The organism is Streptomyces sp. NPDC037126 (genome assembly GCF_055605965.1).
The window spans coordinates 37863-61451 of the sequence record NZ_JBVJTD010000023.1; the positions used below are offsets into that span (position 1 = coordinate 37863).

The following is a 23589-nucleotide window of genomic DNA, read 5'->3' on the forward strand; positions in this document are numbered from 1 at the left end:
TCCGCGACGCGCCGGTGCAGGGGCTGCCGTGGGGATCCTCACAGCCCCTGCACACTACGGCAGGCGTGCCTAGACGGTCGCGCCGGCCGCCTTCGCGGCCTCCCGGACCGCGCCGGCGACGGCGCCCGCGACCTTGTCGTTGAAGACGCTCGGAATGATGTAGTTCGGGTTCAGCTCGTCCTGGCTGACGACGTCGGCGAGGGCCTGCGCGGCGGCGAGCATCATCTCCGTGTTGACGGTGCGGGACTGCGCGTCCAGCAGGCCGCGGAAGACGCCCGGGAAGACCAGCACGTTGTTGATCTGGTTCGGGAAGTCGGAACGCCCGGTGGCCACGACGGCCGCCGTCTGACGGGCGATCGCCGGGTCGACCTCGGGGTCAGGGTTCGCGAGCGCGAACACGATCGCGCCGTCCGCCATGGCGGCCACGTCGTCGCCGTCCAGGACGTTCGGGGCGGAGACGCCGATGAAGACGTCGGCGTCGCGCACGGCCTCCTTCAGGGTGCCGGTCAGCCCCTCGGGGTTGGTGTTGTCGGCGATCCAGCGCAGCGGCGAGTCGGCGGGGGCGCCCACCAGGTCCTCGCGGCCGGAGTGGACGACACCCTGGATGTCGGCGACGACGGCGTTCTTCACGCCCGCCGCGAGCAGCAGCTTGAGGATGGCCGTGCCGGCCGCGCCGGCGCCGGACATCACGACGCGGATGTTCTCGATCGCCTTGTCCGTGACGCGCAGCGCGTTGGTCAGGGCGGCGAGGACGACGATCGCGGTGCCGTGCTGGTCGTCGTGGAAGACGGGGATGTCGAGGGCCTCGCGCAGCCGGGCCTCGATCTCGAAGCAGCGGGGCGCGGAGATGTCCTCCAGGTTGATGCCGGCGAAGCCGGGGGCGATCGCCTTGACGATCTCCACGATCGCGTCGGTGTCCTGGGTGTCCAGGCAGATCGGCCAGGCGTCGATGCCGGCGAAGCGCTTGAAGAGGGCCGCCTTGCCCTCCATGACGGGCAGCGCGGCCTTGGGGCCGATGTTGCCGAGGCCGAGCACGGCGGAGCCGTCCGTCACGACCGCAACGGAGTTGCGCTTGATGGTGAGGCGGCGGGCGTCCTCGGGGTTCTGGGCGATCGCCATGCAGACGCGGGCCACACCCGGCGTGTAGACCATGGACAGGTCGTCACGGTTGCGGATGGGGTGCTTGGACTGCATCTCGATCTTGCCGCCGAGGTGCATCAGGAACGTACGGTCGGAGACCTTGCCGAGCGTGACGCCCTCGATGCCGCGCAGCTTCTCGACGATCTCGTCGGCGTGCGCGGTGGAGGAGGCCGCGATCGTGACGTCGATGCGGAGCTTCTCGTGCCCGGACGCGGTGACGTCGAGGCCGGTGACCGAGCCTCCGGAGGACTCCACGGCGGTGGTGAGCTGCGAGACGGCGGTTCCGCTCGCGGGCACCTCCAACCGGATGGTCATCGAGTAGGAGACGCTGGGCGCCGTTGCCATGGCCGACTTCCTCTGCTTTCACCGTGTCGCGAGTTGTGCCGTCCGATCGTCGCACCTACCGCTCAGTACGTGGTAGTCGCCCTGGGTTACGGACGTTTTGTTCACAGGCGGCCGCGCGGAGGGTGCGTGGTTTCGGAAAATCACTTCCACCATACGAGAATTGATCGCGCAAAAGAAAGAGACCCACGTCACATCGGACGTGGGTCTTTCGAAGTTCAGTGACACCGACCCGCCATGCTCGCCTCGCGGCAAGTGGTCCCTCGCAGGGACGAAGGTTGGGCCCGGGGGCTTGGATCGGGCCGGTGCCACACCCAGGCTAACAAACGGATGCCGGGGACCATTCCTCCTGCGCGGAGTTCACGGGAAACAACCCCCGTTCAGTCCCTGAGCAGGTCCGGCACACCCGCCGCGTCCGGCTCGTCCCGCTCGCCGGAGACCACCGTGAGCTGCTGGGTCGCGCGGGTCAGCGCCACATACAGCACCCGCAGACCGGCCGGGGACTCGTCGGCGATCTCCGCGGGCGAGACGACGATCGTCGCGTCGTACTCCAGGCCCTTGGCCTCCAGGCTGCCGAGGGCCACCACCCGGTCGCCCAGCCCGGCCAGCCAGCGCCGGGCCTCCTCGCGCCGGTTCATCGCGACGACCACGCCGACCGTGCCGTCCACCAGAGCGAGCAGCCGCTCGGCCTCGGCGCGCACGGTGGCCGCCGGCGAGTCGGTCACGACGACGAAGCCGGGCTCGACCCCGGTGGACCGCACGGCCGACGGCGCCTTCGAGCCGGGCATGGCGAGGGCGAGGACCTTCGCGGCCAGCTCGGCGATCTCGGCCGGGTTGCGGTAGTTGACGGTGAGCTCGAAGCGGCGCCGGGGCCGGGTGCCTAGGGCCTCGTCGCGGGCCTCGGCCGCCTCGTCCGGGTCGGACCAGGAGGACTGGGCCGGGTCGCCGACGACCGTCCAGGTGGCGTGCCGGCCACGGCGGCCGACCATGCGCCACTGCATCGGGGTGAGGTCCTGCGCCTCGTCCACGATGACGTGCGCGTACTCGGTGCGCTCCTGTGCCAGCCGCTCGGCCCGCTCCCGCTGGGACTCCTCGCGCGTCGGCATCAGCTCCTCCAGGCCGGTGAGCTGGTCCAGCGGGTCCAGCTCGCGCTTCTTCCTGGGGCGGGCGGGGACGCCGAGGATCGCCTGGAGCTCGTCCAGCATGGCGATGTCGTGCACCGAGAGGCCGTCCCGTCTGAGGGAGCGGGCCACCCTGCGGACCTCGCCGGGGTTGAGGATCCGGCGGGCCCAGCGGCCGAGCCGTCTCTCGTCGGTCATGGCGGCGAGCACCGCCTTCGGCGTCAGCTCGGGCCACCAGGCGTCGAGGAAGGCGAGGAAGGAGTCCTCGCCCGTGACGTCCTCGTCGAAGGAGGAGCGCAGCTCGGCGGCCAGCTCCGGGTCGGAGTGCCGGGCGGCCGCGCCGGACTTCGCCCACAGCGCGTCGAGCAGCAGCTTGCGGGCGCGCGGACGCAGCAGGTTGACGGGCGCGGTGCCGCCGAGCGCGGTGCGGCGGACACGTTCGAGTTCACCGGCCTCCAGTTCGATCCGGCGCCCGAAGGCGACGACCCGGAGCCGGGACGGGTGCCCGTCGAAAGCGCGGGGCCCGCTGTCGTCCTCGTCCAGGGCGAGCTGTGCCGCGGGAGCCGCCGGACCCATCTCCAGGGCGCCCCGCGCGGCCTTGCGCAGCACCTTCAGCATCCGGTACGAGCCCTTGGCGCGGGCCACGGACGGCGAGTCGTACACGGTCGCCTCCGCGCCGTCGACCAGCGAGCCGATGGCGCGGATCGCGACCTGGCCCTCCTCGCCGAGCGAGGGCAGCACGCCCTCGGTGTAGGCGACGAGCAGCGGGGTGGGCGAGACGATGAGGATGCCCCCGGCGTAGCGCCGCCGGTCCTGGTAGAGCAGGTACGCGGCGCGGTGCAGGGCGACGGCCGTCTTGCCGGTGCCCGGGCCGCCCTCCACGTAGGTGACGGAGGCGGCGGGGGCACGGATCACCATGTCCTGCTCGGCCTGGATGGAGGAGACGATGTCCCGCATGGTGTGGCCCCGGGCCTGGCCGAGGGCGGCCATCAGGGCGCCGTCGCCGATGACGGGCAGCTCGCCGCCGTCGAGGGACGCCGTCAGCTCGGGCCGCATCAGGTCGTCCTCGACGCCGAGCACCCGGCGTCCCTTGGACCGGATGACACGCCGTCGCACCACCCGTCCGGGCTCCACGGGCGTGGCCCGGTAGAAGGGGGCGGCGGCGGGGGCGCGCCAGTCGATGACCAGCGGGGCGTAGTCCTGGTCGAGGACGCCGATGCGCCCGATGTGCAGCGTCTCGGCGATGTCGGCGGTGTTGTCCGGGCGCACGGCGCCCTCCGCCGGCTCCACCGCCGTGTAGGCCCCGTCAGGGCCCTTCTTCCCGTCCTTGCCGAGCAGCAGGTCGATCCGGCCGAAGAGGAAGTCCTCGAACTCGTTGTTGAGCCGGTTCAGATGGACACCGGCCCGGAAGACCTGCGCGTCCCGCTCGGCGAGCGCGCCCGGGGTGCCGACCTGGCCGCGCTTGGCCGCGTCGTTCATCAGGAACTCGGCCTCGTGGATCTTCTCCTCGAGCCGCCGGTACACCCGGTCCAGGTGTTCCTGTTCGACGCTGATCTCTCGGTCACGGACGGAGTCGTGTGCGCCGTGTACCGAGCCGACCGCGGAATGCTGAACCTGAGCGGCCACCGGGCCCCCTTCTGACGTGCTGGGCAGCCGTCAACCGTACGCGAAGGGGACCCGGGGAGGCTACGGCGCCTAGGCGTTCACCTGCACGAGCTTCTTGCCCTCGAACGTGACGATCTCGAAGTGGTCGATCTCGTTCGGCTTGAAGGCCGCGGCCCCGCCGATGTACAGCGGCTTCCTGGACTCCTCGGTCTTCGCGGTCGGGATGCCGTAGCCCCAGTTCGGAACGGACCAGGAGGACATCGTCACCCGCTGCCCGTTCTTCGCGACGAGCACCAGGGAGCACTTGAGCGGCCCCTTGGCGTTCTTCAGCTCCAGGACCGCCTGGGTGCCCCAGTCCTTCCGCTCCATCCCGACGGTGGCGCTGATGTGGGAGGACGGGTCCGTGGCCGACTTCTTGTCGGCCATGGCCTCGAAGGCGGTCTGCGCCGAGGACGCGGTGGTCTGGGTCCCGCCGCCGCTCGACCCGCTGTTGACCGCGATCGCGGCCAGCGGACCGGCGATGATCAGGGCGGCCGCCGCCGCGATCATGTAGAAGCTGCGCCGGCGCTTCTGGGCGCGGTGCTCCGAGACGTCGTCGACCAGCCGCTCCACCAGGCGCGGACTGGGCCTCGCGGACAGCGACTCGCCGATCGCGGGGGTGCTGCCGGAGCCCGGCAGGTCCGCGAGCGCGGCGAGCATCGGCTCCATCCCGGCCAGCTCGTCCAGCTGCTGGGCGCACCACTCGCAGCCGGCGAGGTGTGCCTCGAAAGCGGTTGCTTCGGCGTCGTCGAGGATCCCGAGGGCGTAGGCGCCGACGGTCTCGTGCTCGCTCGGCACCGAAGATCCCTGACTGGGGCTCATGGGTCCAGACATACCCGGACCACCCGGGCCGAATCCTTGCATCCCCCCGTAGCCGCTGCTCATCACGCCGTCACCCCCCGCTCCTCCAGTGCCAGCTTCATCGACCGCAGGGCGTAGAACACCCGGGAACGGACCGTGCCGCTGGGGATACCCAGCGTTTCGGCCGCCTCGTTGACGGTACGCCCCTTGAAGTACGTCTCGACGAGCACCTCCCGGTGGGCCGGGGTCAGGTCGTCGAGCGCGTCAGACAGCGTCATCAGCCACAGCGCCTTGTCGATCTCGTCCTCCGCGGGGATGACCTCCAGCGGCGACGGGTCGACCTCCTGCGGCCGGGCCTGCCGGCTGCGGTGACCGTCGATGACGATGCGGCGCGCGACCGTCACCAGCCAGGGGCGTACCGATCCGGTCGCACGATTGAGCTGACCGGCGTTCTTCCAGGCACGGATGAGCGTTTCCTGTACGACGTCCTCTGCGCGCTGCCGATCACCGGCGACCAGCCTGAGGACATACGCGAGCAAAGGTCCGGCGTGCTCTCGATAGAGAGCACGCATCAGCTCCTCGTCAGGTTCCGAGGGCTGTGAGGACATGCGATGTCGGGCCCTCGATCCACGTTCATTGGCCACGGCCGCATCCTTGCGCACGCCCACCTCCGGTGTCCGGGGGTTCCCCCAGTCGGTCGCTCGCCCACCCGTACGGACAGGAGCACCCGGGTGTTCAAAGTGGGTTGACGCTTTTCTCGGGAACGACGTGACGACCGGGACATGCGCGCACATTCCCACCGTGCGATCTTCACCTTTCCGACACGGTGGCGGGAGCGGCCGGATTGCCCGTGCCGCGTCGGCCCCAAACCCCGTGTTACGGAAATCACTTCGGGCGCCCCGGGGACACTATGCGGACGTTCCGTGACAGAGGGCGCGTACCGGACCCCGGACCTCCCGGGGCCTCTCAGGCGCGCGAGAGCGCCGCGCGCCGCCGGTGCCGGGCCACCCGCTCCCGGTTGCCGCACACCTCGCTGGAGCACCAGCGCCTGCGGCGCCCGCGGGAGGTGTCCAGGTACACGAGCGGGCAGTTGTCCCCCTCACACTCCCGTACGGCGGCCCGCGCCACGGGATCGGTGAGCAGCTCCACGACGTCCCGCGCGACGACGGCGAGCAGCGCGGCGGGGGCGGCCGGTGCCGCCAACTCCCTGGTGAGGACGCCGTCCACGCTCCGTACGGCGCGGGGGGCGGGCGGCGCGACGCGGGCGAGGTCGTTGACCCGGGCCAGGCAGCGGTCGTACGACGGTGTCACCGCGGCGTGCATCAGCCGCACCAACTCGTCGATCTGGCTGCGCACTTCCCGGAACTCGGCCGGCCAGGAGGCGTCGGCGTGCTCCAGCGGTGTGCCGGGCGGGACCAGCCCGGCGCCGTAGATCCAGCCGCGCAACGCCCCCACGGTGTCGAGCCGTTCGACGGGATGCGTGGTGGCGAGGAGATCCAGACAGATCCGTCCGGCGTCGAAGCGCAGCTCGTACGGGGGCGTGGCCGTACCCAGTGCCATGTGCCTGTCACCGCCTAGGCAGGAACCGTGCGGGTGGTCTCGGGGGAACCGTTGCGTCGCTCCCCTTCACAGTGCCCGCCCGGCGGGGCCGCCGGAACCCCTCGTACCAGGACGCGTTGCGGGAGCTGGACGCACGCGTATGCGGGCGCGCGTCTCGGCGATGTGCGGGGCGGGGCCGCCCCGCTTGGCTGGAGACATGCCGAACACGACCGATTCCCGGAGCAAGGGCCTCGTCCTGGGCACGGCCACGATCGCCACGGGCCTGAGCGCCGGGGCCTTCTCCATCTTCGCCTGCGCGGTGATGCCGGCGCTGGCCCGCAGCGACGACCGCACCCACGTCGAGGTCATGCGCAACATCAACACCGTGATCCAGAACCCGGTGTTCTTCCTGAGCTTCATGGGCGCACTGCTGCCGACGGGGCTGTCGGCCTGGCAGCTGCGCGGCACTCCTTCGGCATCCCCCTGAACGACGCCCTGGCCGCCAGGGGCACCCCGGCCTCCCTGCGGGCGCACTTCGAGGGCCCCTGGGTGGCGTGGAACGCCGTCCGCGCCCTCGCCTCGACCGGGGCCCCCGCCCTCCTCACCCGGGCCCTCGTCCTGCACGGCCGCCACAGCGGGCCGAGGGGGTGAGGGCGGCGCGGCGGCCGCGGGCTACGCGTCCGCGTACTTCTCGTCCGTCGCCGGGTCCAGGGACAGGCGGTAGCCGCGTTTCACCACGGTCTGGATCAGCTTCGGGGTGCCGAGGGCCGTGCGGAGGCGGGCCATGGCCGTCTCCACGGCGTGCTCGTCGCGGCCCGCGCCCGGCAGGGCGCGCAGCAGGTCGGCCCGGTTCACCACCCAGCCCGGACGGCGGGACAGGGCCCTCAGCAGGGACATGCCCGCCGGGGGCACCGGTTTCAGCGCGCCGTCCACCAGCACCGCGTGGCCCCGGATCTCCACCCGGTGCCCGGCGAGCGGCAACGCCCGGGAGCGGCCCGGCAGTTCCTGGCAGAGCAGCTGGACCAGCGGTCCCAGCCGGAAGCGTTCCGGCTGGACGGTGTCCACCGCGCGTGCCTGCAGCGGGACCGCCGTGACGGGGCCCACGCAGGCCGGCAGCACGTCGTGCGCGAGGGCGGAGAGCAGTTCGTCCAGCAGGCCCCGGTCCTCGGCCCGGGAGAGCAGGGACGCGGCGGCGGGCGCACTGGTGAAGGTCAGCGCGTCCACGCCGCGGGAGACCGCCGCGTCCAGGAGCCGGTCGAGCGGGGTGATGTCCTCCGGCGGCATCCACCGGTACACCGGCACCGGTACGACCTCCGCTCCCCCGGCCCGCAGGGACTCCACGAATCCCGGCAGCGGCTCACCGTGCAGCTGTACGGCGATGCGGCGCCCGTCCACGCCCTCCTCCAGCAGGCGGTCGAGCACCTCCGCCAGGGACTCCGAGGACGGCGACCACTCCTCGGTGAGGCCGGCCGCCCGTATCGCGCCCTTGACCTTCGGGCCGCGCGCCAGCAGCTCGGCCCCCCGCAGCCGCCCGAGCAGCTGTTCGCCCAGGCCCCAGCCGTCGGCGGCCTCCACCCAGCCGCGGAAGCCGATGGCGGTGGTGGCCACGACCACGTCCGGGACCTGGTCGATGATCCCCTTGGTCGCGGCGAGGAGTTCGCCGTCGTCGGCGAGGGGCACGATGCGCAGGGCGGGGGCGTGCAGCACGGCCGCGCCGCGCCGCCGGAGCAGCGCGCCCAGCTCGTCCGCCCGGCGCGCGGCCGTCACGCCCACGGTGAATCCCGCGAGGGGCCCGGGGTCCGGCCGTCCGGCTTGCTGCTCTTCGTCGTACATGGGGCCTCTCCTAGCTGACCGGCACGCCGATCGAGCCTGTCAACCGTGCGTGACGGGCTCGGTTCGGCTCGATGTCTCCGGTGTTACGTCACACCTCGGCACGGCTGAGCCGGGCCGTCGCCTCCGATGCCGCCGGGACCGGGGAACCGGCCCGGCCGGCCGGGCGGCGAACGTACACCGTCCATGTCACCACGAAGCAGGCGCCGTAGTAGGCGAGGAAGGCGACGAACGCGCCGGTCCCGGAGCCGTAGGAGAGGAAGGACTGGCGGAAGGCGAGGTTGATGCCGACACCGCCGAGCGCGCCGACCGCGCCGATGAGGCCCATGGCGGCGCCGGACAGCCGCCGGCCGTGGGCTACCGCGGCCTCCCCGGTCAGCCCGCTCGCGAGGGCCTTGGCCTGGAAGATGCCCGGGATCATCTTGTACGTCGAACCGTTGCCCAGCCCGCTGAGCACGAACAGCACCACGAAGACGGACACGAACAGCGGCAGCGACCGCTGCATCCCGGCGGCGATCAGCGCGAGGGTGGCGGCCGCCATGCCGACGTAGGTCCACAGGGTGATCCGGGCGCCTCCGAAGCGGTCGGCGAGCCGGCCGCCGAGCGGGCGGACGAGGGAGCCGAGCAGCGGCCCGACGAAGGTGAGGTACGAGGCCTGGAGCGGGGTGCGGCCGAACTGGTTCGTCAGCACCTGGCCGAAGGCGAAGCTGTAGCCGATGAAGGAGCCGAAGGTGCCGATGTAGAGGAAGGACATGATCCAGGTGTGGGCGTCCCGGGCGGCGTCCTTCGCCGCCCCGGTGTCGTTGCGCACCGTCGCCAGGTTGTCCATGAACAGGGCGGCCAGGACCGCGGCCACGACGATCAGCGGGATGTAGAGGCCCAGCAGGACCCGCGGGCCGCCGCTCGCGCCGATGACCGCGAGGGCGGCCAGCTGGATGACGGGCACGCCGATGTTGCCCCCGCCGGCGTTGAGGCCGAGCGCCCAGCCCTTCCTGCGCAGCGGGAAGAAGGCGTTGATGTTGGTCATGGACGAGGCGAAGTTGCCGCCGCCGACGCCGGCCAGGAGGCCGACCAGGAGGAAGGTGGTGAAGGAGGTGCCCGGCCTCATCACGGCGAACGCGGCGATCGTCGGCACGAGCAGCAGGCTCGCCGAGACGACCGTCCAGTTCCGGCCGCCGAAGACGGCCACGGCGAAGGTGTAGGGCACGCGCACGACGGCTCCGACCAGCGTCACCACCGAGGTCAGCAGGAACTTGTCGGCGGGTGTGAGGCCGTACTCGGGTCCCATGAAGAGGACGAGCACGGACCACAGCGTCCAGACCGAGAAGCCGATGTGCTCGCACAGCACGGAGAACCACAGGTTCCGGTTGGCGGTCCCCCGGCCGGTCGCCTCCCAGAACCCCTCGTCCTCGGGATCCCAGCGCTCGATCCAGCGGCCACTGCGACGGGTTGGGGCTGGGGCTGTCATCGCGCCTCCACGGGGGCTCCGGCTGCTCGGTCCGCCGAGGACCGACTGAGCCCGAAGGTAGAAAAGACGCGTTTCCTGCCTGTGGCCGTGGGTGACCGGAAGGGAACGTTGCTCTCACTCGGGGCGGGGACGGCCGGTGAGGGCCGCCGCCCGGCCCCGCCCGCCGTCACACCGCCGCGCGCCGCCTCCCGGCCCGCTCGGCCCCGTTCGGCCACAGCCTCGGGCCGCGCTTCGCGGCGATGTCCTCGATCCAGCCGAAGGCGAGCACGGTCAGCCCGATCAGGGGCCAGACCAGCGCGAACATCACGCCCGTCGAGGGGAACAGGACGCTCAGCCAGGCCCAGCCGAACAGGTGGTACACCACCACGCGGACCAGGGCGATCGAGCGGAGCAGGTCCAGGTAGCGGTCGCGCCCCGGCCCGCCGGGGGCGGGGGCCCGCTGCCCGGTCCCGGCCTCCTGGCCGGAGGAGGAAGATGTCGATCAGGGGGGCCAGGAGCGGTGCCACCACCATGAACAGCGACACCAGCGGCAGGCCCACGCGTCCGAAGCGGCCCGACGGGCCCCGGTCCACCAGGGCGCGGCGGTGCTTCCAGATCGCCTGCATGGTGCCGTACGACCAGCGGTAGCGCTGGGACCACAGCACCACACCGTGCCCGGGCCACGAATGTAGCGCACGGGAGGTTCCGCGGTTGCTACGTGTCAGTTATGACCGTTCATCACACAATCGTCTGTGGCTGGAATCCATCCATCGGCGGGCCGTCGAAGCCACCCCTCCGCCTCGGCGAGCTCGGCAGCCGCCCGGCGCAGCGCGTCCAGCCCGGGGTGGACCAGCCCCTTCCGCCAGACCAGGGAGACGGGCGAGAGCGGGACGGGATCCACCAGAGGCCGCCGTACCGTGCGAGGCATGGCCGGAAAGTCCACCACGGCGAGGATCGGGTTCCCGGTCTTGGCCATGATCCGCTCGAACTCCTCGTCACCGACGGCCAGCGGAAGAGGGGCCGCCGGCCGGATGCCGTGTTCGTCGAAGAGCCGCCGGGCCAGATCGGTCCACTCCAGGGTGCGCGGATTCCCGGCCCCGGCGTACACCGTCTCCCCGGCGAGGGCGGCCAGCGGCACCTGCGGGCGGGCGGCCAGGGGGTGGTCCTCGGGCAGTACGACGGCCATCGGCTCGCAGCGCACGGGCTGCTGCTCCAGACCGGAGCGCAGCGCCGGGTCCAGGCCCGCGTAGCGGCCGAAGGAGGCGTCCAGGCGGCCGGCCAGCAGTTCGGCGGCGGCTCCGGTGAGGCCGCTCTCGTAGCGGGCCATCAGCTCGTGCCCCGGGGCGAGTTCGCGGGCCCGGTGCAGCACCCGGCGGCCGGTGGCCAGGCCCGGCGAGTTGAGGTCGACCAGCAGCGGGCGGGACTGTCCGACGGCGAACGCGGCGAGCAGGTCGTCCTGGGCGGCGAGGACGCGGCGCGCGTGCGGGAGCAGGCGTTCGCCCTCGGCGGTCAGGGTCACCTGCCGGGTGGTCCGCAGGAACAGCTCGGCGCCCAGTTCCCGCTCGAGCCGCCGTACGTCCCGGCTGAGCGCCTGCTGGGCGACGTAGAGACGAGCCGCGGCACGGGTGAAGTGCAGTTCCTCGGCCACGGCGACGAAGGCGCGCAGCAGGCGGGGGTCCAGGTGGGCGGGGGCGGGCATGCGCGTGAACTTACAACGCCGGTGCGTGAATCGGCACGGAGAAGGTGTTGGACCCGGTGATCCACTCCGGGCGACCGTGTACCCATGCCGCAGCAGACCGCCGAAGACGTACACATACCCGACAGAGCGCAACGGACCACCGGATACCGTCGGCTCTTCTCCCTCCCCGGCACCCGCGCCTTCACCGCCGGCAACTTCCTCGCCCGCCTGCCCATGGGCATGTTCAGCGTCAGCGCGGTGGTGATGATCGCCGGCTCCCGGGGGTCGTACGCCCTCGCCGGCGCCGTCACCGCGACCGGGCTCGCCGCCACCGCGGTGGCCGGGCCCTGGATCGCCCGGCTCGTCGACCGGCACGGACAGGCCCGGGTCGCCGTGCCGGCCACGCTCGCCTCCGTACTGGGCAGCCTCGCGCTGCTGTGGTGCGTCCGCTACGACGCCCCGGACTGGACCCTGTTCGCCGCCTACGCCGGCACGGCGGCCACGCCCAACATCGGCGGCCTCTCCCGGGCCCGCTGGGCCCATCTGCTGCGCGACGACCCGGGCGCCCTGCACACCGCGAACTCCTTCGAACAGGCCGCCGACGAGCTGTGCTTCATGCTCGGGCCGGTGCTCGCGTCCTTCTTGACCGGCACGGTCTTCCCGGAGGCGGGGACCCTGGCCGGGGCGGTGCTGCTGCTCGCCGGCATGCTGCTGTTCACCGCGCAGCGGGCCACCGAGCCGCCGCCACAGGCGCGTTCGAAGGCGCCGTCGCCGCTGCGCAGCCCTGGCATCCCGCCGCTGCTGGCCTGCTTCACCGCCACGGGCGCGGTGTTCGGCTCGATGGAGGTCGTCACCATCGCGTACGCCGACGCCCACGGACACCGCGCGGCGGCCGGCGCCGTCCTGGCCCTCCAGGCGGCGGGCTCCTGCGCGGCGGGCCTGGTGTACGGCGCTCTGAAGCCGAAGTCCGCCGACCCGGAGCCGAAGTCCGCGCGCCCGGAGCCGCAGGCATCGGCGGCCCCCGCGGCCCCGGAGGCCGTCGGGCGGCGGCTGACCCGGTGCCTGGGGGCGATGGCCGGGCTGATGGTCCTGCCGTGGGTGGCGGCCGCCGTCGGCGGTTCGCTTCCGTTGCTGGCGGGGGCGCTCCTGGTGGCGGGCATGGGGACCGCGCCGACCATGGTGACGGCGATGACCCTGGTACAGCGGCGCACCCCGGCCGACCGCCTCAACGAGGGCATGAGCCTGGTGGTGACCGGGCTGCTCACCGGCATCGCCTGCGGCTCGGCGACGGGTGGCTGGGCGGCCGAGCACCTCTCCCCCGGCTCCGCCTTCGCGGTGCCGGCCGCCGCGGCCACGCTGGCGCTGTTGATCAACTCCGCGGCCTCGGCCGCGCGGCGGCCCGCCGGACCGCTCGCGGCGGCTCGTGCTGAGGCATGACGAAGGCCCCGCCGCTCGATGCGACGGGGCCCTCGCCCACATGGGGTCAAGAGGCGCACAAGCCTCCCGATCGTGGAGATGGCGGGAATCGAACCCGCGTCCAACGGTGTGGAATCAGGGCTTCTCCGTGTGCAGTTCGCTGTGATTTTCTCGGCCCCGGCGATCACGCGAACAAGTCGCCGACGGGCCCAGTCACTGTTTGGTTTCCCTCTTCACCCCGTGACCGGGATCAAGGTTTAGTCCCCTAGCTGATGCCAGGATCCGGGTCGGGAACAGCCCCGGGCTGACACTCCCGTGAGAGTTCGCTAGCTGCTAATTAGGCAGCGAGGGCGAACTGGGAGGAATCGCGCTTGGTGTTGGCGATTATTTTTTTCGGCCTGTGGTTTACGAGATCATGGCCGCTTCCTCGACACGCTTCCCCTGCTTCGACATCCGCTGTCGAAACCGATCATCCCCATGTTGATTTCTCAATGTGCACACCGGGCTCTCGGTCCGGTGCTGGTGCCATCGTACGGGAACAACGTCCGCCGATGCCACCGTATTCCCGCCGGTCACCCGGCCGTCGTACCCGGTTCGCCGTGATCCGGGGCCGGGACGGTCCCGGATCAGCCGCGCTGCTGGCGGCGCACCGCCGACATCGCGCGGTCCGTCTCCCGCCGGTCCTGCTTCTCGCGCAGGGTCTGGCGCTTGTCGTACTCCTTCTTGCCCTTGGCGAGCGCGATCTCGATCTTGGCCCGGCCGTCCTTGAAGTACAGCGCGAGGGGCACGATCGTGTGACCCGTCTCCTGGGACTTGGACTCCAGCTTGTCGATCTCTTCGCGGTGCAGCAGCAGCTTCCGCTTGCGGCGGGCACTGTGGTTGGTCCAGGTGCCCTGGCTGTACTCGGGCACGTGCACGTTGTGCAGCCACGCCTCGTGACCGTCCAGCTGCACGAAGCCGTCGGCCAGCGACGCCCGCCCCTGGCGCAGCGACTTCACCTCGGTGCCCATGAGGACCAGACCGGCCTCGTAGGTGTCGAGGATGTGGTAGTCGTGCCGCGCCTTCTTGTTCTGCGCGATCAGCTTGCGCCCTTTTTCCTTAGCCATAGTGCCGACCATTTTCGCACCACGGAGGGGGTGCGGGGGAAGCGGATTACCCGGGGCTACGAAGGATCACCCAGTCCGGTCAGGACCGTCTCGGCCCGCTGCAGGGCCCCCGAGCCCGCCTCCAGGTCCGGGGTGATGCCCCGGCCGTCGACCGCGTGGCCCAGCGGGGTGCGGTAGTGGCCCACGGTCAGCTCGGCCACCGATCCGTCGGGCAGCTCGGTCGGCATCTGGATGGAGCCCTTGCCGAAGGTGCGGGAGCCGATCACGACCGCCCGGCCCCGGTCCTGGAGGGCCCCGGTGAGCATCTCGGCCGCGCTCATGGTGCCGCCGTCGACGAGCACGACCAGGGGGCGGGCGGTGTCGCCGCCGGGCTCGGCGCGCAGGGCGCGCTGGGCGCCGTCGACGTCGTAGGTGGCGACCAGGCCGCCGTCGAGGAACGCGGAGGCGGTGTCCACCGCCTCGGTGACCAGGCCGCCGGAGTCGCCGCTCAGGTCGAGGACGATCCCGGCGTCGGCCGGGGCCTCGCGGACCGCCTCCCGGACGGCCTCGCCGGAGCCCCTGGTGAACGCGGCGACCTTGATGACGGTGACCCCGCCCGGCAACCGGCGCACGGTCACGGAGTCGGTGGACAGCCGGGCGCGGTGCAGGGTCTCGCTCCACGCGCGCGTGCCGCGCTGGAGGCCCAGGGTGACCGTCGTACCGGCGGGCGCGTCGTCGGCGTCGCCGCGTAGTAAGGAGACCACCTCGGTGACCGGTCGGCCGTCGACCCCGCTGCCGTCGACGCTGCGCAGCCGGTCGCCCGTGCGGATCCCGGCCGTGGCCGCCGGCGAGCCGGGCTGCACCCGGGTCACCTCGATCCGGCCGTCCTGCTCGCGCCGCGCCCACAGGCCGACGCCGGTGTAGCGGCCGTCCAGCGCCTCCTGGAACTCCTGGTACTCGCCCTCGGAGTAGACGGCGCCCCAGCGGTCCCCGCTGCGGCTGACGGCCCGTTCGGCGGCCTCCATCGGGGACTTGCCGTCGGCCATCGCCTCGGCGGCGGCCTTCTGCACGTCCTCGTGCCGGGTCAGCGCGCGGGCCGGGCCGGGGGTGGTCCGGCGCGCGGGGTGGTAGGGGTCCGGGAAGGAGCCGGTCGCGACCCCGGCGACCAGTACGCCCGCGAAGACCAAGGTCAGTGCGGCCCCGCCGCGGCGGTGGCGGCGGGGCGGACAGAACAGGTCTCGGCCCGGCATGGCCGTGAGTCTAGGACAACGCACGCAGACGCAGGGCCGGATGCCTCGACGTCTCCCTTGGCATGCGTCACACCTTCAGGTACTTGCGCAGCGCGAAGAACGCCGCAAGGGAGGGCATCAGCACGCTCGTCGCGAGGATCAGCGGCAGCTTGGTCAACACCGCGTCCCAGCCGACGAAGTTGATGAGCGTGAGCTTGTGGGACAGGTCCATGCCGTGGTCGATGGTGAAGTACCGGCCGACGATCAGGAACACACAGGCGAGGGAGCCGCCGATGAGACCGGCGACGGCCGCCTCGGCGATGAACGGCGCCTGGATGTAGAAGCCCGAGGCACCGACCAGGCGCATGATCCCGGTCTCGCGCCTGCGGCTGAACGCCGACACGCGCACGGTGTTGACGATCAGCAGCAGCGCCACGAACAGCATCAGCGCCATCACGCCGAGCGCGCCCCGGTTCATCAGGTTGAGCAGCTGGAAGAGGTTGTCCAGGATGCCCTTCTGGTCCTGCACCGACTGCACGCCGTCACGCCCGTTGAACGCGGTGGCGATCACCTGGTACTTCTGCGGGTCCTTGAGCTTGATCCGGTACGACTCCTGCATCTGGTCCGGCGTGAGGGAGCTGGCCAGCGGGGAGTTGCCGAACTGCTGCTTGTAGTGCTTGTACGCCTCGTCCTGCGACTCGTACGTCACCTTCTCGACGACCGGCATCTTGTTCAGGTCCGCGAGGATCTGCTTCTTCTGGTCCTCGGTGACCGCGCCCTTGGCGCAGTTGACGTCCGACTCGGCGTCGTGCTTGTTGCACAGGAAGATCGAGACGTTGACCTTGTCGTACCAGTAGCCCTTCATGGTGCTGACCTGGTCGCTCATCAGCAGCGAGCCACCGAAGAGCGCCAGGGACAGGGCGACGGAGACGATGACGGCGAAGGTCATCGTCAGGTTGCGGCGGAGACCGACACCGATCTCCGACAGGACGAACTGGGGGCGCATGGCGGCGGGTTGTGCCTTTCCGTGGACGGACTCGGGCGGCGGGTCAGTGCTGGTAGCCGTAGACGCCGCGCGTCTGGTCGCGGACGAGGCGGCCCTTCTCCAGCTCGATGACGCGCTTGCGCATCTGGTCCACGATGTTCTGGTCGTGCGTCGCCATGATGACGGTGGTGCCCGTCCGGTTGATCCGGTCGAGCAGCTTCATGATGCCGACGGAGGTCTGCGGGTCGAGGTTGCCGGTGGGCTCGTCGGCGATCAGCAGCTTGGGCCGGTTGACGAAGGCGCGCGCGATGGCCACGCGCTGCTGCTCACCGCCGGACAGCTCGCCGGGCATCCGGTCCTCCTTGCCGCCGAGGCCGACGAGGTCGAGCACCTGGGGCACGGACTTGCGGATCTCGCCACGGGACTTGCCGATCACCTCCTGCGCGAAGGCCACGTTCTCCGCGACCGTCTTGTTGGGCAGCAGGCGGAAGTCCTGGAAGACGGTCCCCAGCTGGCGGCGCATCTGCGGCACCTTCCAGTTGGAGAGGCGCGCGAGGTCCTTGCCCAGCACGTGCACCTGTCCGTGGCTGCACCGCTCCTCGCGGAGTACGAGCCGCAGGAAGGTGGACTTTCCGGAGCCGGAGGACCCCACGAGGAACACGAACTCGCCCTTCTCCACTTCCAGGGAGACATCCCTGAGTGCGGGGCGGGTCTGCTTGGGGTAGACCTTGGAGACATTGTCGAATCGGATCACGGATGCACCACGGGTCGCCGGGGGTAGATGAGCGTGACCATACGCGAACCGGGTGTGCAAGTGCAGTCGCAGGTTGAGGTTGGGCAAGACTTGTACGTTTTTGTACCGGTCGCCGTTCCCTCCCCCCGTGCACGGGCCCCGCGCACGCCCCGGAGGAAACTGGCACAGTGGTAGGGGGAACGTTCTCGTTCCCGTGGACGTTGTACGTGTGATGGCCGGTGCAAGGAGGGCGAGCGCATGACGTACGACCGGTTGGTGTGCGCGAACTGTGCGGCGCCCGTGAGCGAGGGCCGGTGCCCCGTGTGCCGCGCCAACCGCGAGCGACTGCAGCAGGAGCAGGGCTTCCTCGCGGGTCTGAACCCGATGGCGCTGATCGCGATGCTGGCGGTGCTGATCGCCGCGGTCGCGTTGCTGGCGCACCAGACCGCGTAAGAAAAGCCCGAGAAACCCCAAAGGGCCCGGAGCGCCGAGCTCCGGGCCCTTGGGCATGCGCGGTGCACGCGGGGCGTGACCGTACGGCTACGCTCAGGCGGCCGCGCCGCCCCGGCCGTTCACCAGACGCGGCAGGACGCGGAAGCCGATGCCGCCGGCGATCATCGTCGCGGCGCCGACGAGCAGGAACGCGGTCTGGCCGGCACCGGTCTCGGCGAGCTGCTTGCCGCCGCCCTGGGCCTGGGTGTCGGACCCGGTGTCGGTGAGGGCCGAGGAGCCCTCGTCCTGGGAGGCGTTGTTGTTGCCGCCGCCCTGGGGGGTGTCGTTGTTGCCGCCGGTGCCGGAGCCACCGGTGGTGCCGGAGCCGCCGGTGGTGCCGGAGTGGCCGCCGCCGGTCGTGGAGCCGCCGTTGCCGCCGCCGGTGGTGGAGCCGCCGCCGTTGCCGCCGCCGGTGCCGTTGCCGCCGCCGGTGCCGTTGCCGCCGCCGGTGCCGTTGCCGCCGCCGGTGCCGTTGTCACCGCCGTTGCCACCGTCGGTGTTGCCACCGTTGCCGTTGCCGCCGCCGGTGCCGTTGTCACCGCCGTTGCCACCGTCGGTGTTGCCGCCGTTGCCGTTGCCACCGTCGGTGTTGCCACCGTCCGTGGTACCGCCGATGGTCACCGTGCCGCCGTCGGTGGTGGTCGTGCCGCCGTCCGTGGTGCCACCGTCAGTGGTCGTGCCACCGTCGGTGGTCCCGCCGTCGGTCGTGCCGCCGTCGGTCGTCGTGGTGCCGCCGTCGGTGGTACCGCCGTCGGTCGTGCCACCGGTGGTGTCGCAGACACCGACCGGGTCGCAGCCGCCGCCACCGTCGGTGTTCCCACCGTCGTCGTTGCCGTCGGCGCTCACGCCGAGGCTGATCGGGCCCGCCTGGACACCGAGGTCCAGGGCGGATGCCGCGCCGGCCGCGGTCAGTGACGCACCGGCCGCGATCACGGCGCCGGCGGCTATCCGCGCGACCCGGATCCGCGTCTTCTTCGTCATGTGGTTGCTACCCCCAGTAGCTGTTCGTCAATGAGGCGGCGCGTGGGGCGTGCCGTGATCGACGGAGGCAGCCGGTGACGAAGTGTGCGTCAACTCATTCCCCCGGTTCACATGCGCCCCAAGGTACGCATGCCGCGCTTCACCCTTCCGATTTTTCAAAGCAACGTCAAGGGCATTGCGGGCGCAATGTCCAGGGGGGAGGTTTTTGGGGGGAGTTGAAGGGTGTGAGTGTGATGTAAAACCCAGACATAAGACAACTGCCGCCTCCCGGGCGGCAGTTGTCATGTCGACAAAGTTACTTCTCCTGCTGCTTGCGCCAGCGAATGCCGGCCTCCAGGAAACCGTCGATCTCGCCGTTGAACACGGCCTCGGGGTTGCCCACTTCGTGCTCGGTGCGCAGGTCCTTGACCATCTGGTACGGGTGCAGCACGTAGGAACGCATCTGGTTGCCCCAGGAGTTGCCGCCGTCGCCCTTGAGGGCGTCCATCTTGGCCTGCTCCTCCTGCCGGCGGCGCTCCAGCAGCTTGGCCTGGAGGACGTTCATCGCCGTGGCCTTGTTCTGGATCTGCGAGCGCTCGTTCTGGCAGGAGACCACGATGCCGGTGGGGAGGTGGGTCAGCCGGACCGCGGAGTCGGTCGTGTTGACGCCCTGACCGCCGGGGCCCGAGGACCGGTACACGTCCACGCGCAGCTCGGACTCGTCGATCTCGATGTGGTCGGTCTGCTCGACCACGGGCAGCACCTCGACGCCCGCGAAGGAGGTCTGGCGGCGGCCCTGGTTGTCGTAGGGCGAGATGCGCACGAGGCGGTGCGTGCCCTGCTCGACGGAGAGGGTGCCGTAGGCGTAGGGCGCCTGGACGGAGAAGGTGGTCGACTTGATGCCGGCCTCTTCGGCGTACGACGTCTCGATGAGCTCCGTCTTGTAACCGCGCTGCTCGGCCCAGCGCAGGTACATGCGCTGGAGCTTCTCGGCGAAGTCGGCGGCGTCGACGCCGCCGGCCTCGGCGCGGATGTTGACGAGCGCCTCACGGGAGTCGTACTCGCCGGACAGGAGGGTGCGGACCTCCATCTCGTCCAGCGACTTCTTCACCGCGGCCAGCTCGGACTCGGCCTCGGCGCGGGTGTCCGGGTCGTCCTCCTCCTCGGCCATCTCGAAGAGGACCGCGAGGTCGTCGATGCGGCCGCGCAGCCCCTCCGCCTTCCTGACCTCGGCCTGGAGGTGGGAGAGCTTGCTGGTGATCTTCTGCGCCTCGTCCGGGTTGTCCCAGAGGGACGGCGCGGCCGCCTGCTCCTCGAGCACGGCGATGTCTGCCCTCAGCTTGTCGAGGTCCAGGACGGCCTCGATCGACTCCATGGTCGAGGAGAGGGACTTCAGCTCTTCGGATACATCGACGACTGCCACGCATCCAGCGTAACGGCTCCGCCGGGCAGCCAGCCCCGGCCGTGCCGCCCCCGGGCCCGCGACCGGGCCCCGGGCCGCCGGAGCGGGGCGCACGGAGCGACCGGGGCCCGGCCGGACCAGGCCCACGGGACACCGTCCCGGCCGACCGGAACGGGAACCAGCGGGGCCGGGGCGGGAACCAGCGGTCCGGGGCGGACAGGCCACCGGCCGGGCCGCGCTTCCGGGCGACCACGCCAGGACCCGGGGGGCCTACCGGCGAACCGTTGCCCTCCGGCCGACGGGGACGGGGCGGTGAGGCCGTTTCCGGGGTGTGGCCGGATGCGGCGAGGCCGTTTCCGGAGCGTGGCCGGTTCGGCGGGGCCGGACCTCGGGACCGGGCCGGAGGGGCGCCCTTCGCCACCACCGGGATGAGACCGGCGGGGCCACCTCCGACCGACGGGGACGGGGCGGCGAAGCCGATTCCAGGGTGAGGCCGGATGCGGCGACGCCACTTCCGAGGTGAGGCCGGATACGGCGACGCCGCTTTCGCGGTGTGGCCGGATCGGCGGGGCCGGACCTCGGGACCGGGCCGGAGGGGTGCCCTTCGCCGCCACCGGGATGAGGCCGGCGGGGCCGCCTCCGGCCGACCGGGTCAGGGCCCGCCGGTGTCGCCCGGGGCCGGTGTGGGGGACGCCTGGCGCGGTCAGGGGGTCGACGTGGTGTGGGTTTGGGGGCCGGGGTGGGTGTCGCTGTCGGAGGAGGCCCACCAGGCGCCGGCGGCGATCAGGGCCGCCAGGACCGCGCCGGACACGCCGAGGGTGATCCGGCGCCGCCGTACCGCGGCCCTGTGGCGCGCCGAGCCCGGCCGGGGCGCGCCGGTGGCCCGGGGAGCGCGGGCGGTCCCGTGGGCGCCGCCGGCCAGCTCGTCCGGCGCCGGCACCCGCATCGACGTGTGCGTGTCCCGGTTGGAGTCCGGCTTGGCCCCGGGGACCAGCGACACCGCTCCCCGTCGCCGTACCGGCTCCTCCCCCGCCGGACCCGCGGGCGCCGGCTCCTCCTCCGCGGACGCCTCGGCCGGGTCCGGCTCGTCCACGTCGAGCGGCGGCATGCCCGCCAGGATCGGCAGCTGCTCCCGCAGCCGCGCCGCCAGCTCGGAGGCGCGCAGCCGGGAGGCGGGGGCCTTGGCGAGGCACTGCACGATCAGCTGCCACAGCTCCTCGGGGATGCCGGGCAGCGGTACGACGGTCTCGGTGACGTGGCGGCGCAGCACCGCGCCGGGGTGGCCGCCGCCGAAGGGGGTGAAGCCCGCCAGCAGCTCGTACAGGACCGTCACCAGGGCGTAGATGTCCACGGCGGCCCGCGGGGGCAGGCCCTCGACGATCTCGGGCGCCAGGTAGTCCGGCGTTCCGATGATCTTCGTGGCCCGGGTCCGCCTGGGCGTGTCGATCAGCTTGGCCACGCCGAAGTCGGTGAGCAGCGCCGGGTGGGCCCCGCCGGGACCGAGCGGGCCCTGCATGTCCAGCAGCACGTTCTCGGGCTTGACGTCCCGGTGCACGACCCCCGCCGCGTGGGCCGCCGCCAGCGCGTCGGCGACGTCGGCGACGATCGCCACGGCCGCCTCCGGGGCGAGCCGCCGCTCACGCTCCAGGCGGGTGCGCAGATCGGTGCCGCGCACCAGGTCCATGACCAGAGCCAGGTCGTTGCCGTCGACCACGAGGTCGCGCACGGTGACGATGTGCGGGTGCTCCAGGCCGAGCAGCGCGGTGCGCTCCTGCACGAAGCGCCCGACGAGCTCCTGGTCGGAGGCGAGGTCCTCACGCAGCAGCTTGACGGCGACGGGGCCCTCGGGTCCCTCGCCCAGCCACACCGTGCCGGCGCTGCCCCGCCCCAGGATCTGGTTCGCGGTGTACCGGCTGCCGATCTTCCGTGCCAAGACTGCTCCTACAGACGCGTGTTGTCGTTAAAACTACGCGTCCGACGAGCCAACCTTCACCGCGGAGACGGAAATCACCCGCCAGATGTCGACAAATCAGCAAACTCGCGGTCAGTTGCCACCGCTCGACGAGCCGCCCAGGTCCTTGACCCAACGGCTCACCTGACCCGCCCAGTGGGACACCTCGTGCCAGTAGCCACGGCCCTGGCCGACCCAGGTGTGCAGCGGGGTCAGCTCCCAGACGAGCCAGCTCGCCACCACCAGGATGACGATCGTGAACAGGCAGCCCTTCAGGCAGCCGAGGCCCGGGATCTTCATCGGGTTGGCGCTGCGCTGACGCGGCGCCCGGGGCTCGCGCGCGGGCCGCTGCGGCTCCGGCGGCGCGTACCGCTGCGGCTGCTGCGGCGGGGCGTACTGCTGGGGCTGCTGCTGCGGCGCGTAGCCGTATCCCTGCTGCCGGCCGCGCGGCTGGGGCTGCCGGCCGCCGCCCTGCGGGGCCTGGCGCGGCTGCTGCTGGGGCCGGGCGACCTGACGCTGCGGCCGGTGGTGCAGCGGGTCGTCCTCGGGGGCCAGGAACTGCACCTGCGTCTGCTCGTTGCGGTCGCGGGCGGCGCGCAGCTGGGTCTGCCAGGGGTGCGGCTGGTCGGGTCCCTGCCCCTGCGGGGCCGTGTTCGGCAGCATCGCCGTCGGGTCGGCGGCGCCGGTGTGCGGCAGTACGGCGGTGGGGTCGGCGGCACCGGCGGGGCCGGTGTGTGGCAGCACGCTGGTGGCGCCGTTCGGGTCGTACGCCCCCTGCGGCGCGTTCGTGGGCAGCACCTGGGTGGGATCGGCGGCGCCGGGCACGCCCGGGACGGCGGCCGGGGCCGGGTCGGGCGCGAGCAGCGCGCCCACCCCCTCGGCGGCGGCGATCTGGGCGGCGTTCGAGTGCACGCCGACGCCCTCGGCGACGACCCGCAGCCCGCGCGCCAGGTTCTCGGCGCTGGGGCGCTCCGCGGGGTTCTTGCGCAGGCACCGCTCTATGACCGTCCACAGCGGGTCCGGGACGGTCGAGGGGCGGCGCGGCTCGGCGCTCAGGTGCTGGTGCAGCACCTCCAGGGCGCTGCCGCCGGAGAACGGCGGGTGGCCGGTGACCAGCTCGTACAGCAGGATGCCGGCGCCGTAGATGTCGACGGCGGAGGTCTGCGGGCGGCCCTCGGCGGACTCCGGCGCGACGTACGCGGGCGTGCCGACGAACTCCTGGGTGCGGGTCAGGCCCGGGGAGTCGGCGAGGCGGGCGATGCCGAAGTCGGTCAGCTTGGGGTGCATGCGGCCGTCGTGCTGCATGAGCAGCACGTTGGCGGGCTTGAGGTCGCGGTGGACCACGCCGTCGGCGTGGCTCGCGGCGAGCGCGTCGGCGACCTGGGCCGTCAGCAGCGCGGCGGCGACGGGCGTGAGGGGGCCGTTCTCGCGCAGGTAGCGGTGCAGGTCGGGGCCGTCGACGAGGTCCATGACCAGGGCCAGCAGATCGCCCTCGACGACCAGGTCGCGCACCCGGACGATGTTCGGGTGGGTGAGCCGGAGCAGGACCGAGCGCTCCCGCAGGAAGCGCATCACGATGTCGGGATCGCTCGCCAGCTCTTCCTTCAGGACCTTGATGGCGACGGTCTCGCCCGGCTGGCCGGCCACGGCCGCCTCGGCGCCGGCGGTCTCGCGCTGGCGGGCACGCCAGACGGTGCCTGTGGCGCCGCGTCCGAGCGGCTCCTCAAGCAGGTACTTGCTGCCGACTGGCCGCACGTCACGCGCTCCCTGCTGCTTGCTGATGCTTGCTTCGCT

General features: G+C 72.1%; 21 protein-coding genes and 1 other RNA gene. 4 read left to right on the forward strand and 18 right to left on the reverse strand.

Going from position 1 to position 23589, the window contains the following annotated elements:
- Positions 1-69: 69 nt before the first annotated feature.
- The 5 genes from ACZ7FF_RS36040 to ACZ7FF_RS36060 form a co-directional block, all read right to left on the reverse strand.
- On the reverse strand, positions 70-1485 hold the full coding sequence (locus ACZ7FF_RS36040) for an NAD-dependent malic enzyme (protein ID WP_470817826.1): 1416 nt from the start codon (positions 1483-1485) through the stop codon (positions 70-72).
- A gap of 377 nt (positions 1486-1862) precedes the next feature.
- Positions 1863-4229, reverse strand: a complete 2367-nt coding sequence (locus ACZ7FF_RS36045; RefSeq protein WP_470817828.1) for a HelD family protein — start codon at positions 4227-4229, stop codon at positions 1863-1865.
- A 69-nt stretch (positions 4230-4298) separates the two neighbouring features.
- Positions 4299-5069 (reverse strand): anti-sigma factor family protein, encoded by a 771-nt coding sequence (locus ACZ7FF_RS36050; protein ID WP_470817830.1) that lies wholly within the window; start codon positions 5067-5069, stop codon positions 4299-4301.
- A gap of 62 nt (positions 5070-5131) precedes the next feature.
- Positions 5132-5716 carry a sigma-70 family RNA polymerase sigma factor gene (locus ACZ7FF_RS36055; RefSeq protein ID WP_030167252.1) on the reverse strand — a complete coding sequence of 195 codons (585 nt, stop codon included), beginning with the start codon at positions 5714-5716 and terminating at the stop codon, positions 5132-5134.
- Between the two features lie 298 nt (positions 5717-6014).
- Entirely contained in the window at positions 6015-6608 is a 594-nt protein-coding gene (locus tag ACZ7FF_RS36060) for a CGNR zinc finger domain-containing protein (protein ID WP_470817832.1), read from the reverse strand.
- 196 nt (positions 6609-6804) lie between these two features.
- Between ACZ7FF_RS36060 and ACZ7FF_RS36065 the strand changes: the two genes are divergently transcribed.
- Entirely contained in the window at positions 6805-7074 is a 270-nt protein-coding gene (locus ACZ7FF_RS36065; protein WP_470817833.1) for an anthrone oxygenase family protein, read from the forward strand.
- 185 nt (positions 7075-7259) lie between these two features.
- Here ACZ7FF_RS36065 and ACZ7FF_RS36070 read toward each other — a convergent pair whose 3' ends face one another.
- The 3 genes from ACZ7FF_RS36070 to ACZ7FF_RS36080 all read right to left on the reverse strand — a co-directional run bounded on the left by ACZ7FF_RS36070 (position 7260) and on the right by ACZ7FF_RS36080 (position 10252).
- Positions 7260-8420 (reverse strand): uroporphyrinogen-III synthase, encoded by a 1161-nt coding sequence (locus ACZ7FF_RS36070; RefSeq protein ID WP_470817834.1) that lies wholly within the window; start codon positions 8418-8420, stop codon positions 7260-7262.
- Between the two features lie 88 nt (positions 8421-8508).
- Positions 8509-9885 carry a nitrate/nitrite transporter gene (locus ACZ7FF_RS36075; RefSeq protein ID WP_470817835.1) on the reverse strand — a complete coding sequence of 459 codons (1377 nt, stop codon included), beginning with the start codon at positions 9883-9885 and terminating at the stop codon, positions 8509-8511.
- A 166-nt stretch (positions 9886-10051) separates the two neighbouring features.
- On the reverse strand, positions 10052-10252 hold the full coding sequence (locus ACZ7FF_RS36080; RefSeq protein WP_470817913.1) for a hypothetical protein: 201 nt from the start codon (positions 10250-10252) through the stop codon (positions 10052-10054).
- Positions 10253-10359: 107 nt separating this feature from the next.
- Between ACZ7FF_RS36080 and ACZ7FF_RS36085 the strand changes: the two genes are divergently transcribed.
- A complete protein-coding gene (locus ACZ7FF_RS36085; protein ID WP_470817914.1) occupies positions 10360-10512 on the forward strand; it encodes a hypothetical protein in 153 nt (50 codons plus the stop codon).
- A 73-nt stretch (positions 10513-10585) separates the two neighbouring features.
- Here ACZ7FF_RS36085 and ACZ7FF_RS36090 read toward each other — a convergent pair whose 3' ends face one another.
- The gene (locus ACZ7FF_RS36090; RefSeq protein ID WP_470817837.1) at positions 10586-11563 is read right to left on the reverse strand and encodes a LysR family transcriptional regulator; all 978 of its coding nucleotides are present in this window, start codon (positions 11561-11563) and stop codon (positions 10586-10588) included.
- An 84-nt stretch (positions 11564-11647) separates the two neighbouring features.
- Between ACZ7FF_RS36090 and ACZ7FF_RS36095 the strand changes: the two genes are divergently transcribed.
- Positions 11648-12979: an MFS transporter gene (locus tag ACZ7FF_RS36095; protein ID WP_470817838.1), complete on the forward strand. Its 1332-nt coding sequence runs from the start codon at positions 11648-11650 to the stop codon at positions 12977-12979.
- Between the two features lie 70 nt (positions 12980-13049).
- On the opposite strand, the gene ssrA is transcribed toward ACZ7FF_RS36095, so the two are convergent.
- The 5 genes from ssrA to ftsE form a co-directional block, all read right to left on the reverse strand.
- Positions 13050-13435, reverse strand: a transfer-messenger RNA (tmRNA) gene (ssrA, locus tag ACZ7FF_RS36100).
- Positions 13436-13584: 149 nt separating this feature from the next.
- The gene (gene smpB / locus ACZ7FF_RS36105) at positions 13585-14064 is read right to left on the reverse strand and encodes an SsrA-binding protein SmpB (RefSeq protein ID WP_470817839.1); all 480 of its coding nucleotides are present in this window, start codon (positions 14062-14064) and stop codon (positions 13585-13587) included.
- A 56-nt stretch (positions 14065-14120) separates the two neighbouring features.
- Positions 14121-15293: a S41 family peptidase gene (locus tag ACZ7FF_RS36110; RefSeq protein WP_470817841.1), complete on the reverse strand. Its 1173-nt coding sequence runs from the start codon at positions 15291-15293 to the stop codon at positions 14121-14123.
- Between the two features lie 67 nt (positions 15294-15360).
- A complete protein-coding gene (ftsX, locus tag ACZ7FF_RS36115; RefSeq protein WP_470817842.1) occupies positions 15361-16278 on the reverse strand; it encodes a permease-like cell division protein FtsX in 918 nt (305 codons plus the stop codon).
- Positions 16279-16321: 43 nt separating this feature from the next.
- Positions 16322-17011 (reverse strand): cell division ATP-binding protein FtsE, encoded by a 690-nt coding sequence (ftsE, locus tag ACZ7FF_RS36120; protein ID WP_037651391.1) that lies wholly within the window; start codon positions 17009-17011, stop codon positions 16322-16324.
- Positions 17012-17248: 237 nt separating this feature from the next.
- Here ftsE and ACZ7FF_RS36125 point away from each other — a divergent pair, with 237 nt between their 5' ends.
- Positions 17249-17443 (forward strand): hypothetical protein, encoded by a 195-nt coding sequence (locus tag ACZ7FF_RS36125; protein WP_470817844.1) that lies wholly within the window; start codon positions 17249-17251, stop codon positions 17441-17443.
- A 93-nt stretch (positions 17444-17536) separates the two neighbouring features.
- Here ACZ7FF_RS36125 and ACZ7FF_RS36130 read toward each other — a convergent pair whose 3' ends face one another.
- The 4 genes from ACZ7FF_RS36130 to ACZ7FF_RS36145 form a co-directional block, all read right to left on the reverse strand.
- On the reverse strand, positions 17537-18463 hold the full coding sequence (locus ACZ7FF_RS36130) for a hypothetical protein (RefSeq protein WP_470817846.1): 927 nt from the start codon (positions 18461-18463) through the stop codon (positions 17537-17539).
- Positions 18464-18758: 295 nt separating this feature from the next.
- Positions 18759-19865 carry a peptide chain release factor 2 gene (gene prfB / locus ACZ7FF_RS36135; protein WP_470817848.1) on the reverse strand — a complete coding sequence of 369 codons (1107 nt, stop codon included), beginning with the start codon at positions 19863-19865 and terminating at the stop codon, positions 18759-18761.
- Positions 19866-20547: 682 nt separating this feature from the next.
- Positions 20548-21777: a serine/threonine-protein kinase gene (locus ACZ7FF_RS36140; protein WP_470817850.1), complete on the reverse strand. Its 1230-nt coding sequence runs from the start codon at positions 21775-21777 to the stop codon at positions 20548-20550.
- Positions 21778-21888: 111 nt separating this feature from the next.
- A complete protein-coding gene (locus ACZ7FF_RS36145; protein ID WP_470817851.1) occupies positions 21889-23550 on the reverse strand; it encodes a serine/threonine-protein kinase in 1662 nt (553 codons plus the stop codon).
- Positions 23551-23589 lie beyond the last annotated feature (39 nt).

Bases quoted from the DNA above. Each gene is read 5' to 3' on its own strand.
- ACZ7FF_RS36090 (WP_470817837.1), bottom strand. From the start codon at position 11,563: ATGCCCGCCCCCGCCCACCTGGACCCCCGCCTGCTGCGCGCCTTCGTC.
- ACZ7FF_RS36060 (WP_470817832.1), bottom strand. From the start codon at position 6,608: ATGGCACTGGGTACGGCCACGCCCCCGTACGAGCTGCGCTTCGACGCC.
- ACZ7FF_RS36085 (WP_470817914.1), top strand. From the start codon at position 10,360: ATGTCGATCAGGGGGGCCAGGAGCGGTGCCACCACCATGAACAGCGAC.
- ACZ7FF_RS36065 (WP_470817833.1), top strand. From the start codon at position 6,805: ATGCCGAACACGACCGATTCCCGGAGCAAGGGCCTCGTCCTGGGCACG.
- ACZ7FF_RS36075 (WP_470817835.1), bottom strand. From the start codon at position 9,885: ATGACAGCCCCAGCCCCAACCCGTCGCAGTGGCCGCTGGATCGAGCGC.
- ACZ7FF_RS36110 (WP_470817841.1), bottom strand. From the start codon at position 15,293: ATGCCGGGCCGAGACCTGTTCTGTCCGCCCCGCCGCCACCGCCGCGGC.
- ACZ7FF_RS36040 (WP_470817826.1), bottom strand. From the start codon at position 1,485: ATGGCAACGGCGCCCAGCGTCTCCTACTCGATGACCATCCGGTTGGAG.
- smpB (WP_470817839.1), bottom strand. From the start codon at position 14,064: ATGGCTAAGGAAAAAGGGCGCAAGCTGATCGCGCAGAACAAGAAGGCG.
- ACZ7FF_RS36050 (WP_470817830.1), bottom strand. From the start codon at position 5,069: ATGAGCCCCAGTCAGGGATCTTCGGTGCCGAGCGAGCACGAGACCGTC.
- ACZ7FF_RS36130 (WP_470817846.1), bottom strand. From the start codon at position 18,463: ATGACGAAGAAGACGCGGATCCGGGTCGCGCGGATAGCCGCCGGCGCC.
- ACZ7FF_RS36070 (WP_470817834.1), bottom strand. From the start codon at position 8,420: ATGTACGACGAAGAGCAGCAAGCCGGACGGCCGGACCCCGGGCCCCTC.
- ACZ7FF_RS36125 (WP_470817844.1), top strand. From the start codon at position 17,249: ATGACGTACGACCGGTTGGTGTGCGCGAACTGTGCGGCGCCCGTGAGC.
- ACZ7FF_RS36095 (WP_470817838.1), top strand. From the start codon at position 11,648: ATGCCGCAGCAGACCGCCGAAGACGTACACATACCCGACAGAGCGCAA.
- ftsX (WP_470817842.1), bottom strand. From the start codon at position 16,278: ATGCGCCCCCAGTTCGTCCTGTCGGAGATCGGTGTCGGTCTCCGCCGC.